12 protein-coding genes are annotated in these 12,651 nt (G+C 69.4%); 4 read left to right on the forward strand and 8 right to left on the reverse strand.

Annotated elements, in window-relative coordinates; all coding sequences use genetic code 11:
- Positions 1 to 22 precede the first annotated feature (22 nt).
- The 4 genes from PV646_RS19830 to PV646_RS19845 all read right to left on the reverse strand — a co-directional run bounded on the left by PV646_RS19830 (position 23) and on the right by PV646_RS19845 (position 4,595).
- A complete protein-coding gene (locus tag PV646_RS19830) occupies positions 23 to 2,602 on the reverse strand; it encodes a bifunctional acetate--CoA ligase family protein/GNAT family N-acetyltransferase (protein ID WP_500343644.1) in 2,580 nt (859 codons plus the stop codon).
- Positions 2,599 to 3,102, reverse strand: coding sequence for a universal stress protein (locus PV646_RS19835; RefSeq protein ID WP_500343645.1), 504 nt, complete (start codon positions 3,100 to 3,102; stop codon positions 2,599 to 2,601). The genes PV646_RS19830 and PV646_RS19835 overlap by 4 nt, the downstream gene beginning before the upstream one ends.
- 77 nt (positions 3,103 to 3,179) lie before the next feature.
- A complete protein-coding gene (locus PV646_RS19840; RefSeq protein WP_500343646.1) occupies positions 3,180 to 4,394 on the reverse strand; it encodes an MgtC/SapB family protein in 1,215 nt (404 codons plus the stop codon).
- A gap of 3 nt (positions 4,395 to 4,397) precedes the next feature.
- Entirely contained in the window at positions 4,398 to 4,595 is a 198-nt protein-coding gene (locus tag PV646_RS19845) for a DUF1918 domain-containing protein (RefSeq protein ID WP_360037201.1), read from the reverse strand.
- Positions 4,596 to 4,741: 146 nt separating this feature from the next.
- Here PV646_RS19845 and PV646_RS19850 point away from each other — a divergent pair, with 146 nt between their 5' ends.
- Together PV646_RS19850 and PV646_RS19855 are read left to right on the forward strand one after the other, a co-directional pair.
- A complete protein-coding gene (locus PV646_RS19850; protein ID WP_500343647.1) occupies positions 4,742 to 5,188 on the forward strand; it encodes a universal stress protein in 447 nt (148 codons plus the stop codon).
- Positions 5,189 to 5,970: 782 nt separating this feature from the next.
- Entirely contained in the window at positions 5,971 to 7,650 is a 1,680-nt protein-coding gene (locus PV646_RS19855; protein WP_500343648.1) for a TIGR04141 family sporadically distributed protein, read from the forward strand.
- On the opposite strand, the gene PV646_RS19860 is transcribed toward PV646_RS19855, so the two are convergent.
- The 3 genes from PV646_RS19860 to PV646_RS19870 are packed head-to-tail and all read right to left on the reverse strand — an operon-like array spanning position 7,647 to position 9,804.
- The gene (locus PV646_RS19860; RefSeq protein WP_500343649.1) at positions 7,647 to 8,522 is read right to left on the reverse strand and encodes a universal stress protein; all 876 of its coding nucleotides are present in this window, start codon (positions 8,520 to 8,522) and stop codon (positions 7,647 to 7,649) included. The genes PV646_RS19855 and PV646_RS19860 overlap by 4 nt on opposite strands.
- On the reverse strand, positions 8,519 to 9,085 hold the full coding sequence (locus PV646_RS19865; RefSeq protein ID WP_500343650.1) for a CBS domain-containing protein: 567 nt from the start codon (positions 9,083 to 9,085) through the stop codon (positions 8,519 to 8,521). Before PV646_RS19865 ends, PV646_RS19860 begins: the two co-directional genes overlap by 4 nt.
- Positions 9,086 to 9,111: 26 nt before the next feature.
- Complete coding sequence (locus tag PV646_RS19870) at positions 9,112 to 9,804, reverse strand: hypothetical protein (RefSeq protein WP_500343651.1); 693 nt, start codon at positions 9,802 to 9,804, stop codon at positions 9,112 to 9,114.
- 125 nt (positions 9,805 to 9,929) lie between these two features.
- On the opposite strand from PV646_RS19870, the gene PV646_RS19875 reads away from it, so the two are divergent.
- Both PV646_RS19875 and PV646_RS19880 read left to right on the forward strand, forming a co-directional pair.
- Positions 9,930 to 10,157 (forward strand): SHOCT domain-containing protein, encoded by a 228-nt coding sequence (locus PV646_RS19875; RefSeq protein ID WP_500343652.1) that lies wholly within the window; start codon positions 9,930 to 9,932, stop codon positions 10,155 to 10,157.
- 77 nt (positions 10,158 to 10,234) lie between these two features.
- Complete coding sequence (locus PV646_RS19880) at positions 10,235 to 10,891, forward strand: response regulator (protein WP_500343653.1); 657 nt, start codon at positions 10,235 to 10,237, stop codon at positions 10,889 to 10,891.
- A 3-nt stretch (positions 10,892 to 10,894) separates the two neighbouring features.
- On the opposite strand, the gene PV646_RS19885 is transcribed toward PV646_RS19880, so the two are convergent.
- Positions 10,895 to 12,571 carry a sensor histidine kinase gene (locus PV646_RS19885; protein ID WP_500343654.1) on the reverse strand — a complete coding sequence of 559 codons (1,677 nt, stop codon included), beginning with the start codon at positions 12,569 to 12,571 and terminating at the stop codon, positions 10,895 to 10,897.
- Positions 12,572 to 12,651 lie beyond the last annotated feature (80 nt).

A 12,651-nucleotide genomic window follows, 5' to 3' on the forward strand; every position in this document is an offset into this window, starting at 1 on the left:
CGGTTCTCTCCTCGTCTTGTTGTCAGCTGGTCCGCAACTGGCGCAGGAACGGGTCGGTCTGGAGCGCGGGTGCGACTCGCACCCGCGCGTCCACGACCAGACATCCGGTCTCCGTCACCACGAGCGGGTTGATGTCGAGCTCGACGATCTCCGGCAGCGCCGTGGCGAGTTCCGCCACGCGCAGCAGGACTTCACGCACCGCCACCGCGTCCTTTTCGGCCAGCACCCGGCCGGCGGCGCGGAACCCGTGGACGAGGTCGTCGGCGTCCGATGTGGACAGCGGAGCGAGCGCGGCGGCCCGGTCGTCGATCACGTCGGTGTCCACGCCGCCGAGACCGGTGACCACGAGCGGCCCGAACTTCTCGTCGGTCGCGATGCCGACCAGCAGTTCCCGCCCACCGGCCGCCATGGGCTGGACGAACACTCCGCGCAGTGCGTCGCCGAAGCGGTCCTGGAACGCGCGGAACGCCTCCGCGACCGCAGGACCGTCACTGATCCCGAGCTCCACGCCGCCGCCCTTGCTCTTGTGCAGCAGGTCGTCGGCGACCGCCTTGAGCGCCACCGGCACGTCGTAAGCCAGCTGGGCGGCGATCGCGTGATCCTCCGTCGTGGCGAGCGTTCCGCCGAGCACGGGCAGCCCGAACGCCTTGAGCAGCACCACCACCTCGTCCGGGGTGAGCCAGCCGTCGGCTCTGCGGGCCACGACGCCGCGGGCAGTGTCCAGGTCGATCCTGTCCAGCCCGAGGAACTCAGCGGGCCGGCAGAGCCACTCCACGCGTTCAACCAGGCGGGCGAGTGCCGCGGCGGCACGAGCCGGTTCGGCGTAGCAGGGCACGTCGTCCGGCAGGCGTTCCGTCTGGCCGGTGCGCACGGCGAGGATCGGTGTGCCGTCCAAGCGGTGCAGTCCCTCGGTCGGGTCGCCGAGCGCGGTCGGGACGCTCACGGTGATCACGGCGTCGACACTCGGGTCGGCCGCGATGATGTCGAGGCAGCGGGCGAAGGTCTGCCCGTCGACCACGGCGGTGGTGTCGACGGGGTTGCAGAAGCTCGCCGTGACGGGCAGCAGCTTGCTCAGCGCTTTCACGGTGTCCACGGACAGCTCCGCCATGCGCAGGCCTTCTCTCACGCACGCGTCCGCCGCCAGGACGCCGAGGCCGCCCGCGTTGCTCAGGACCGCGACCGACCTGCCCCGCGGCAACGGTTGCCAGCTCAACGCCATCAGCACGTCGGTCAGCTCCGGCACGCTGTCCACCGCGATCACCCCGGCCTGGCGGAACAACGCGTCCCTGATGACCGACGGCGTCGCGGTCGACGCCGTGTGGGAGGCGGCGGCGCGCTGGCCTGCCTCACTGGTGGCGGCACGGATGGCGAGCACCGGCTTGCGGCGGGCGACCTGGCGGGCCAGCCGGGAGAACTTGCGCGGGTTGCCGAAGGACTCCAGGTAGAGCACGACGAACCGGGTGTCCGCGTCCTGGTCCCACCACATCAGCAGGTCGTTGCTGCTGATGTCGAGCTTGTCCCCGGTGGAGACCAGGGTCGACAGGTCGAGCCCCAGTCGCCGCAGCTCCTCCTGCACGCCGATCGCGATGCCGCCGGACTGGGTGACCAGCCCGATGTCACCGGCGAGGGTGGCGTGTGCGGAGAAGGTGGCGTTCATCCGCACCGCGGGCGAACTCGTCGACACACCAAGACAGTTGGGGCCGACGAGCCGCATGCCGTGCGCTCTGACGGCGTTTCTCAGCGCCGTTGGTTCGACGCCTGACGAGATGACGACCAGGGCGCGAACTCCTCGGCGTCCGCACTCCTCGGCGACGGCGGGCACGGCCTTCGCCGGCACGCAGAGCACCGCGAGTTCCGGTGCCTCGGGCAGCTCCTCGACCGAGGCGTAGCAGTCGACTCCCGCAACGGATTTCGCGTGCGGGTTCACGGCGTAGAGATCACCGGTGAAGTTCCCGTCCACCAGGTTGCGCAGCACCGCGTGCCCGACGGAGGTCTCCGACCGGCCCGCGCCGACCACGGCGATCGAGCCCGGCCGCAGCACGTGGGACAGGCTCGCGACGTCGGCCACCGACTCCCGCGCGCTCACGGCGTCGAGGTACCGGTCATCGGGTCGCAGGACGAGTTCGACGTACATGACCTCGCCGTCGGGCACGATGCCGACTACGAAGCCCATGTCGGTGAAGACGCGGAGCATGCGGCCGTTGATCGTGAGCACCTCGGCGGTGAACCGGCGAACGCCCCGCGACCTCGCCAGAGAGGCCAGGTGTTCCAGCAGGAGCGTGCCCAGGCCGTGGGCCTGCTCGACGTGCGACACGACGAGCGCGACCTCGGCGAAGTCGGTCTCCCGCACGACGACGTAGCTGGCGGCTCCGAGCAGCCGGTCGCCGCGGAACGCGCCCAGAACCACGTGCGAGGGCTCGTCCGGCGACACCATCCGCTCGACGAAGTCCTCGAGTTGATGGGGAGAGGTGCTGAAGAACCTCAGGTATCGGTCCTCGACCGGAAGTGACTGGTGCAGTTCCAGCAACGCGGTCACGTCCGTCGGTCCCAGTTCGCGGACGGCCACCGCCGAACCGTCGGTGAGCAGCGCCAGCGCGGTCACAGCAGGGGTCCGGGAGTCAGCGGCAGTGCCGCTTTGGCGGGTGCGTGCTCCTGCTCGACCTTCGGTGCGCGGATCACGACGACCGGGCACGAGGCGTGGTGCACGCAGTAGGAGCTGACCGAGCCGAGGATCGCCTCGACGATCGTGCTGTGGCCGCGGTTGCCGACCACGAGCAGTTCCGCGTCCTCCGACGCCTTGGCGAGCGCGTCCCTGGGGTCACCCTCGACCAGGATCCGGCGGATCTCCACGCCCTCGAAGCCCTGGACTGCGGCGTCCAGGCCTTTCTGCGCCGTTTCCCTCATGACCTGCGGCGACATCGCCATGATGACCTCGGCCGGCACCGGGCCGATCATCACTCCGTAGTCGGGGTGCCACGCCGAGATCACGTCGACCGGGCATCCTCGCCGCCGCGCGTCCTCCACGGCCCATCGCAGTGCCGCCTGCGCGGCGGCTGATCCGTCCACGCCGACCACGATGGGCCGGGATTCCTTCTCGCTCATGCACTTCAGCCTTCCGGCCCGCGCCGCGGCCGGTGAGTGCCCGCGGTCCCGCGCCGTCCGGGACCTTCGTCCCCGGCCTACCAGGCCATGCCCAGCCCGACCGCCACGACCACGGGCGCGAGCCACGCGGCGAGCCGCAACGCGAACCGCGGCCCGCCGGCGACTGTGGCCAGGACGAGCTTCACCACGGTGTTCGTGGCCAGTGCCGCCCCGCATGCGATGACCGCCGTGTGCACCGAAATGGCTTGCGGTGCGAGAGAAGCAGCTGCGATCGCGGCCGCGTGCGCGTCGGCCAGCCCGCCCAGTGCTCCGGCGGCGATCACTCCCCCGCCGCCGAGCCAGTCCGCAGCGGCGCGGGTGACGACCAGGAACAGCACCAGGATCGCGGCCAGTGACAAGGCCGCTTTGAGCGACATCGGCCTGCTCACCACAGGCTCGTCGTTCTCGGCTTCAGCGGGTTTCGTGCGCCACACGAGCCAGGCCACCTCGGCCAGCAGCACCACCGCCCCCGCTCCGATCGCGGGCAGCAGCCTCAGCGCGACCGGCGGGCTCGCGATCGCCGTCACCGCGACGATTTGGGCGAGCGTGGCGAGGTTGACCGCGACCGCACCGGGAAACGCTGCCGCTCCAACGGTTCGATACTTGCGGGCCATGACCGCGGTGGTCGCGGAGCCGGACACGAAACCGCCGGCGAACCCGGTGACCAACAGCCCCCAGCGTTCGCCGAACGCCCGCGCGGCAACGTATCCGGCCCACCCGATGACCGTGACCGCGATGACCAGCCACCACACGCGGGCGGGGTTCAGCACCCCGTACGGGCCGAGTGGCCGGTTGGGCAGCAGCGGCAGCACCACGAACGCGACGACGAACAGGATCATCGCGTCACGCACGTCCTGGTCGCTCACGACTTTGCGCGCGAACCGGTGCAGCGGTCGTTTGGCGGCGAGAAGCGCGGCAGCGGCGACGCCGACCGGCACCGCGAGTTCGGGCCGGTGCCACGCCAGCGCGCCCAGCAGGAACGTCGCGATGGCCGCGATCTCCGTCGTTGCGCCGGGTTCGGCGGTGCGCACGTACCAGGCGATGACGAGCGCGGCGACCGCGGCGAGCGCGACGCCCAGCGCGACCGGCGAGAGCGCCGCGCTCACCGCGCCGGCCAGGGCGATCAGCGGAAAGGTCCGCGAGCCAGCGGGTCTGGTGGAGTTGTGCGCGTTGTCGTGCTCGCGCTCCACCCCGAGCAACAGGCCGATCGCGAGCGCCGTCGCGAGGTGACCGAGTGCGACAACCGTGTCCACGACTCAGCCCGCGTGGAGGCGCGCGGCCTCGTCCTCAGCCGAGACGACGTGCGTGTCCGGGCCGGGGAACACCAGCGCCTCGTGTTCGGTGTCCAGCCACCGCACGACGTAGGGCGGTCCGCCGTCCTCGTGTCTCACCTCCGCGATCAGCCCGCGCCGCCCGCCGGGTTCCACCAGCCAGTCGCCTGTCTTCGCCTTCATCGCGTCCTCCATCCGATCCGTTCGATCGAGGGTTCGCTTCGTGCGCGCACGTCAGCAGTGCGGATGGGCTCGCCCGGCTCGTGACGTTGGTCCCTGCCCATGCCCGAGGCCGCGCCGCACGCTGGTTCCGAGTGAGAGGAGCGGTCATGAGGACACCTGTGATCCTGGTCGGCGTCGACGGCTCGGCGGAGTCACGCGCGGCGTTGCGCTGGGCGATGGAGGAGGCGGCGCACCGGGGCGCCAGGGTGGAGGCGATGTTCGCCTACCGGCAGGAGCCGGTGGTCGTGCCCGCCGTGCCGATGGGCCTCAACCCGTACGGCGAGATGCCACAACGCCACCCGGCGCGCGAACTCCACAACGCGGTCCAGCAGGTGCGCGCCACGATGCTCCACGCGCCCGACGTCGCCGAGTGCGTCGTCGTCGGCGATGCGGCCGACCGGCTGACGGAAGCTTCGACGCACGCCGAATTGCTGGTGATCGGCACACGAGGCCGTGGAGCCGTCCGTGAGTTCCTTTCGGAAGGTGTCGCCGCGAATTGTCTGCGCCACGCCGGTTGCCCCGTGGTCGTCATTCCGCCGACAGCGACCCACTAGTCGTCGGATCAGCGAACACGACGCAGAAATCGATTTCACGCGGGCTGACCATGGCTACACGAGCCGGGCAACACCCTGTAACGCACGAGCTGATCGAGACGACGTGGTCTTGTCGGACACAACCGCTCCTGTCTGCGACGAACGGTCATTCGGCGACCCGCGATCACAACCGCCAAGCGCATACGATCAGTCACCCTGCGCAACATCTCCACAATTGACCGATCCTGAATGACCACTTTTTGTCCAATAAAGGCCCTCGACAAGGTTGTCATGGCGAGCCGCCAATAAAGTGGACATCACTTGTCGCCAGCCATTTGCGGAATCGCTCCAGCGGCCACCGAGTTCGGCCCTACCGCTCACTGCTCGCCGCTTGGCGCAAGACGTCGACCATTCAAGGCCTGAGGCGTGTCGGAGGCGAAGTTGGTACGTGGGGCATGCCACCCTTGGATCACGGCCAAGGCGAACATGCCCTGGACGTGCAAACGCGACCCCCTGTTCGAGCAGGAGGCCGCGTGAAGTTCCACCGGCAAGAACCTGGCCTCAGAAACCAGAACAAGTCGGGAGAACGCGCGCTGAGTTTAGGGCTTCGCAGGCGCGCAGGACCAGTCACGATCGTGTGACGTGCGCGTCCAAACGGGCGACGTCACCATTTGTCCACATCGGACCGTCACAGGCCTGCCGCACGGCTGTCCGGCTGCGCGCGTTCCCCCGCGCGCCCGTATCAGCCTGACGACGCATCCGCCATCTCCACCGCGTCGTCCCCAGAACTCCGAGGAAGAACATTGCCCAGGGCACTTCCGACCGGGGCGGCAACGGTATACCGCCTCCCGGCCACGCACGAGAACCTCAGCGACTACCTCAAGGACGTCGAGGGCGTCGACGTGAGGTACGACGGCGAACTCCTGATCGCCGGCACCCGCACCCACGTCTTCGCCGGCGTCCGCAGCAGCGGCGAGCCGAACTGGGTCCGGCACCTCACGGAGGCGTCGGACCTCGAGAACCTGGACCTCGCGGGCAGCTCCCCGTTCGCGCTCATCGTCGTCGAGATCGACGACGAGTGGGTCTGCGCCGTCACGTGGGGCTCCTCCAGCAGGTTCATGCTCGACGAGCTGCTGCTCGATGACGACTTCGGTCTCAACTTCGGCATCAGGCGGATCGACCCGGACAAGGTCCGCACGATCCGCAGCAACCTCCTCGACGTGTCCGCACGCGGCATGGAGGTCTCGTTCCCCTCGGGCAGCTCGATGTCCGGCTTCCCGCTGGAACCCGCGGGTGAGCTCGTCACCGGCATCGAAGGGCCGGCCGACCTGTCCGGCCTGACCTACGACACCGCCACTGACGGCAGGACGTGGAACATCCGGGCCGGACGGGGACTCAACATCCAGCTCGGCCGCACGCCCGAGACGTTCATCGCCGACCTGCGCACGATCTGCGCGATCGTCGACGAGGACGTCACGGGCGCGCCGCTGCGCCACATCGCCGAGATCCGTCCCGTCAGCACCAGCAACCCGGTCATGTCCGACTTGGAGAAGCAGTTCGCCGAAGCACTCGGCGGCGACGACCGGTTCGGGCCGCTGGGCGTCTGCTGGCCCTCCTCCGCGATCCGGGAGATCGGTCAGGCCCAGTCGTTCGCGTCGAGCCGCGTCGGTCCGACAGCCGCCCGTGTGCTGGCGCCGGGGTTCGAGATCCACGAGCTGGTGAAGCCGTTCGTGGATGTCGACCAGCAGTTCCGGCTGGACGTGCTGGGCAGGGCAGAACTCGCGCCCTGCGAGGACGAACTGGGCGCGGAGCTGCTCACCCGGCCGATCTCCATGATCAAGTGGGTGGCGTTCCAGACCGTGGTGGAAGGCAAGACCTACGCCCTGCACCAGGGAAAGTGGTACGAGATCGGCGAAGGAGCCGTCGCGCGCGTTCGCGAGCAGGTCCGTGCGCTACTCGAGAACAAGAGCTCGCTGACGTTCCCCGTGTGGGTGCCGACCGGCAAGCGCGACGACGAGCACCAGTTCGCCAGGAAGGTGGCCAAGCAGTCCGGCTACCTGTGCATGGACCGCGGCCTCGCCTACACCCCGATGCACCTGCGGGGCTTCGAGATCGCCGACGTCTTCGGGCCCGGCAACGAGATCGTGCACATGAAGTGGCTCGGCCGGGCGACCGCGGCGAGCCACCTCTACACGCAGGCCCAGGTGTCGGCGTGGGCGCAGTACTTCGAACCGCAGGCCATGCAACAGCTGCGGGACAAGGTCCGTGCGCTCGACAGCTCCCGTGACGTCGCCGACCGGCCGACGGTCGTCGTGCTGGCCATCGCCGGCCGGGCCTGGGACGTCAACACGCTGTTCACCCTGTCCCAGGTCAGCCTGCTGCGGCTGAGCCACGAACTGCGCGGCCTCGGCATCGAGCTGCAGTTCGCCGACATCCCCTTCATCGCCAAGACGAAGGGGAAGCCGGCGGGCAACGCGGCCTAGTCGGGCCGCACGATCGCCAACGGGCACGGCGCGTTGTAGACGAGGGCCTGACTCGTCGAGCCGAGCAACATGCCGGCGAACCCGCCGTGCCCGTGGCTACCCACCACCACGAGCTGCGCCTCCGCTCCGTACCGCATCAGCGCGCGCACGGGCCGGTCGCGCACGACCACCTGGTGCACCTGCACGTCCGGGTACTTCTCCTGCCACCCGGCGAGCCGCTGCGCGAGCAGCCTGCGCTCGTCGGCTTCCACCTGGCCCCAGTCGACGGTGAACCTCGACGCCGAGTAGGCGCTCTCCATCATGAAGTCCTGCCAGCACATCACCACGGTGAGCGAGGCGTCGCGCATCGACGCCGTCTCGAAGGCGAACGCGAGTGCGGCCTCGCTCGTCGGCGACCCGTCGACGCCGACCACGACAGGCCCGTCGGGCACGGCGGCGCCGCGCACCACGACCACCGGGCTCTTGCCGTGCGCCGCGAGCGCCAAGGCCGAGGAACCGACGATCATTCCGGTCACCGTGCCGAGACCCTGTGAGCCGACCACGACCAGTCGTGCCTCCTTGGACTCCGCGATCAGCAGGGCGGACGCACCGCAACACGCGATTCCAGTTGTCACCTCGACGTCCGGTGCGGCTGCCCGCGCGGCGGCGGTCGCCTCGTCGAGCTTCTCGCGGCCCAGCTGCTCGATCGCGTTGCGGATCTCGTTGCCGGTGAGGATGACCTCGGGATAACCGCGCGTCGGCAACGAATAGGCGTGCACGAGCCGCAGCGGCACCTTGTGACGGGCGCACTCCTGTGCGGCCCAGCTGACGGCGGACAGGGCCGAGGCGGAGCCGTCGACACCGACCACGACCGGGGCGGATGGGGCCTTCATCGTTGTCCTCCCACGAGAATTCGGGTGTGCAGTACTCCTGGCACGGCGTCGGCGAGCGCGGTCAGGACCCGTTCGGTGTCCTCGTCGGTGCTGTCCGCTCCGATCACCGCTTCGCCCTCGTGGACGATGACCGTCCACTTGCGACCGCCGCCGTAGACGTCGAGCACTCGTTGGACGTCCGCCGTCACCGTCGTGTCGGCCCTGGCGATGGCGCGCACCAGATCGCGGCGGGTCACAACGCCGATCACCGTCGAGCCGTCCACGATCGGGACGCAACGTCGCTGATCGTCGACCATCACGCGGGCCAGCATCTCGGCCGGTGCGGCGGCGTCCATGGCGACGGCGGGAGTGGTCATCACGTCGGCGACCACCGCTCCGCCTTCTTCCAGGTATCCGCCGCGCACCAGGTCGGCCTCGGTCACGATGCCGATGAGCTGCTTGTCGTCGTCGACGACCGGGAGCTCGGTGAACCCGTGCGAGACCATCAGCGCGGCCGCGCCTTTGAGCGGTAAAGCCGGTGTCACGGTGATCACCGGGCTGGTCATGATGTCGCGAGCTCGCATGGCGGAACTCCTCTCCGGGATCAACGCTAGGAATCCGAGCGTGCGGCGGACGCTGTCGTTGGTCCCGTGCCGACCGGGCCCTTCGCACCGACGATCGCCAGCGCCTGCGGGAAGCCGGCGAGCTCGTGCCGTTCGATCAGGCCCGCCCGCCACTCGGGCCGGTGGACCAGGTGCACGACGGGCCGGACCGCCACGCCCGCGCTTCGTCCGGCCAGGACCGCGGCCTGCAGCGCCGCGCCACCCCGTACGTGGTCAGGGCGGCCGTCGCCGGTGGTGAGCACGACGAGCTCGTGTTCGTTCAGCGCGCGCAGTTCTGTGCCTGCCCAGTGGTTCGCGCGTCCGAACGCGTGAACGTCACCTCCACCGGTCCCGTCGGCCATCCGGATCGCGCGGTGCAGTTCGAGGTCCTGCGGGTCCGGTGGCTCGCGGCGGTCGGCACGCACCACAGCGAGCAGGTCAGGGCTGGCCCGGTCGGTCGGAAACACGACGTGTGGATGCCATCCTGCGTGCCGGACCGCGAGCACGACGTGTTCCAGAGCGGCGCCGCACGACAACAGCCGGTCGAACCCGAGCGGGTCGTGCTCGGACCGCTCCCCCGCCTCGAACAGGTAGACCGACCTGCCGTGCAACTCCAGGCGCCAAGGCCGGGCCGTGCTGTACACGGGCGCGCTGGTCGCCGTTTCAACGATTTCCGCTGCCTCTGCCGGGTTCCATCGCATGTCTCGACCATTCCGCCGCACACCCTCGTGCGGACAGGGCGCTCCTGCTCACGAGAGTCGGGCACTTGGACTCTCCGCGCGGTCGTGCCGCCGGAAGAACCTGAATGCGACATGCCAGGGAGGCGATGAGGATGTACGGGTACTACGGCACCCCGATGGGCTGGGGCGGGTTCGCGATGATGGCGCTGACGATGGTGCTGTTCTGGGGTGGTGCGGTGGCGTTGGTCGTCGTGCTGCTGCGGAGAGTCCCGCGCGTCGGCTCGGCGACCCGCATACTGGAGGAGCGGCTGGCCAGGGGCGAGATCGACGCCGAGGAGTTCGAGCGGGTCCGGACGACTCTGAATTCCCGGTGACAGGGTCTTTGGTCCCTGTGTGCGGCAGCCCGGCTGAGAGATCGTGATCTCGAAACGATCGAAGAGAGGTGGTTGCGGTGGTGTCGCGAGTCTTCCTGGTGGACGACCACGAGGTCGTCCGGGTCGGGATCAGGGAACTGCTCAGCGCCTCCCCCGACCTGGAGGTCGTGGGCGAGGCCGCCTCGGTCACCGAGGCGCTCACGATGGTCCCCGCGGCCAACCCGGACGTCGCGGTGCTCGACGTGCGGCTGCCCGACGGCAACGGCATCGAGCTGTGCCGCGAGCTGCGGTCCCGCATGCCGGAGCTGAACGTCCTGATGCTCACGTCGTTCACCGACGACGAGGCGTTGTTCGACGCGATCATGGCCGGCGCGTCCGGGTTCGTGCTCAAGCGCATCCTCGGCACCGACCTCACCACGGCGGTGAAGACCGTCGCGGCCGGACAGTCACTGCTGGATGCCAGGTCGACCGCCGCGTTGCTCAACCGCATCCGCCGCGAACGCGAGCAGGGCGATCCGGTCCGCGCTCTCACCGAGCAGGAACGGACCGTCTTCGACTACATCGGCGACGGCCTGACGAACCGGCAGATCGCGGACAAGATGTTCCTCGCGGAGAAGACTGTCAAGAACTACGTCTCGCACCTGCTCGCCAAGCTCGGCCTCGAACGCCGCACCCAGGCCGCCGTGCTGGCTTCGCAGCTGCGCAGGCCCACCCACGACAACGAGACCGGCTGAGCCCTAGTCGAGCGGTACCCGCCACGTCACCCGCGTGCCGCCGCCAGGCTCCTCTGCGACGGCGAGCGCACCGTTCAGCTCGATGGCGCGTTGCTCCAGATTTCGCAGCCCACTGCGCGCGACGTCGGGCGGCATGCCCACGCCGTTGTCCACCATCGTGATGATCAGCGCGTCGCCCGCCTCGACGGTCAGCGTCAGCTCAGTCGCCCGCGCGTGGCGCAGCGCGTTCGTGACGGTCTCGCGCACCACCGCTTCGGCGTGTTCCCCGATGTAGTCGGGCACCAGGCTGTCGATCGTGCCGGACATCCGGATCGCCGGACTCAGCTCGGCGCCCTCGGTGATCTCGGCGACGATGTTGAGCAGGCGCCGCCGCAGACCGGTGTCGCCGGAGTCCGCCTGCAGGTCGAAGATCGACGTGCGGATCTCCAGCACCGTCTGGTCGAGCTGGTTCACCGCCTTCGTCACCCGCCTGCGCGCCTCCGGATGAGTCACCCACGTCAACGCACCCTGCAGACTCATCCCGGTGGCGAACAATCGCTGGATCACGTGATCATGCAGGTCACGGGCGATCCGGTCGCGGTCTTCCAGGACGTCGACCAGGCGCTTCGCGCTCTGGTTCTCGGCGAACTCGATCGCCACCACCGCCTGGTCGGCCAACGAGGCCAGCAAGGGCATGAGATCCGCGGGGAACGCGGCCGTGTCCTTGTCACGGACAGCGAGCAGGATGCCGGTCACCGTGGCGCCTGCTCGCAGAGGCAGCACCACTGCGGCACCTGTCCGGGCGGGCAGTTCGCCGAGCTGGCCGTCCACTTCTTCGATCAGTGCGGGTGCGGCCGTGTCCAGCACCTGCGCGAGCACCTGGGCGTCGTCGGAGGAGAAGACATCGGGAACTGTCTCGTTTCCTGCGAACGCCGCCCTGCGGAGTTCCTTCCCGTCGCGCAGCAGTACCGCCGCCCACGAGGCAGATGCCAGCTCGACTGCTCGCTGCGCGATCAACCTCAGCGCGTCCTCGGCGGTCGCTCCGGCCAGGAGCTGGGCGTTGATCTCCGCTGTCGCTTCAAGCCACCGTTCCCGCGTCCTGGACCGTTCGAAAAGGCGGGCGTTCTCCACCGCAACGCCGGCCGCCGCGGCCAGCGCTTCCAGCACAACCTCATCGTCGGCGGTGAAGTCGCCGCCGTCGATCTTCTCGGTCATGTAGAGATTGCCGTACGCCTCGTCGCGCACCCGCACCGGAACGCCGAGGAAGCTGTGCATCGGCGGGTGGTTGGGCGGGAAGCCGACCGACGCGGCGTGTTCGCTCAGATCGTGCAGGCGGATCGCCCGCGGGTCCTTGATGAGCAGACCGAGCAGACCCTTGCCCTCGGGCAGGTGGCCCATGTGCGCGCGGATCTCGGGGTCGATGCCGACGTAGACGAACTGTGAGAGGTTGTGCCGCGAACCGAGCACGCCCAATGCGCCATAGCGGGCTCCCACAAGCTCAACAGCCGCCTGCACGATGCGCTGCAGGGTGGAGTCCAGCTCCAAGCCGGCGCCTACCGCGAGCACCGCGTCGAGCAGGCTCTGCATCTTGTCCCTCGTGGACCCGATCTCCGCGAGCCGGTCGCGCATCTCGTCGAGCAACTCGTCCAGCCGCAGCCCACCGAGCAGGCTTCGGGACGGTCTCTCTTCGGGCTCCACCATGGATCAAGCCTTCCACGCTGTGGCGTCGTCGCCAACCTGTCCCGGCCAGATCGGGACCTTCGACGGTGGGACCACCCGGT

The organism is Streptomyces sp. ID05-26A (assembly GCF_033794685.1).
Classification (GTDB): Bacteria; Actinomycetota; Actinomycetes; order Mycobacteriales; family Pseudonocardiaceae; genus Lentzea.

What these genes read in the sequence shown, in the direction of transcription:
- PV646_RS19835 (WP_500343645.1), bottom strand. Translation starts at nt 3,102, where the DNA reads ATGAGCGAGAAGGAATCCCGGCCCATCGTGGTCGGCGTGGACGGATCA.
- PV646_RS19845 (WP_360037201.1), bottom strand. Translation starts at nt 4,595, where the DNA reads ATGAAGGCGAAGACAGGCGACTGGCTGGTGGAACCCGGCGGGCGGCGC.
- PV646_RS19850 (WP_500343647.1), top strand. Translation starts at nt 4,742, where the DNA reads ATGAGGACACCTGTGATCCTGGTCGGCGTCGACGGCTCGGCGGAGTCA.
- PV646_RS19860 (WP_500343649.1), bottom strand. Translation starts at nt 8,522, where the DNA reads ATGAAGGCCCCATCCGCCCCGGTCGTGGTCGGTGTCGACGGCTCCGCC.
- PV646_RS19865 (WP_500343650.1), bottom strand. Translation starts at nt 9,085, where the DNA reads ATGCGAGCTCGCGACATCATGACCAGCCCGGTGATCACCGTGACACCG.
- PV646_RS19870 (WP_500343651.1), bottom strand. Translation starts at nt 9,804, where the DNA reads ATGCGATGGAACCCGGCAGAGGCAGCGGAAATCGTTGAAACGGCGACC.
- PV646_RS19875 (WP_500343652.1), top strand. Translation starts at nt 9,930, where the DNA reads ATGAGGATGTACGGGTACTACGGCACCCCGATGGGCTGGGGCGGGTTC.
- PV646_RS19885 (WP_500343654.1), bottom strand. Translation starts at nt 12,571, where the DNA reads ATGGTGGAGCCCGAAGAGAGACCGTCCCGAAGCCTGCTCGGTGGGCTG.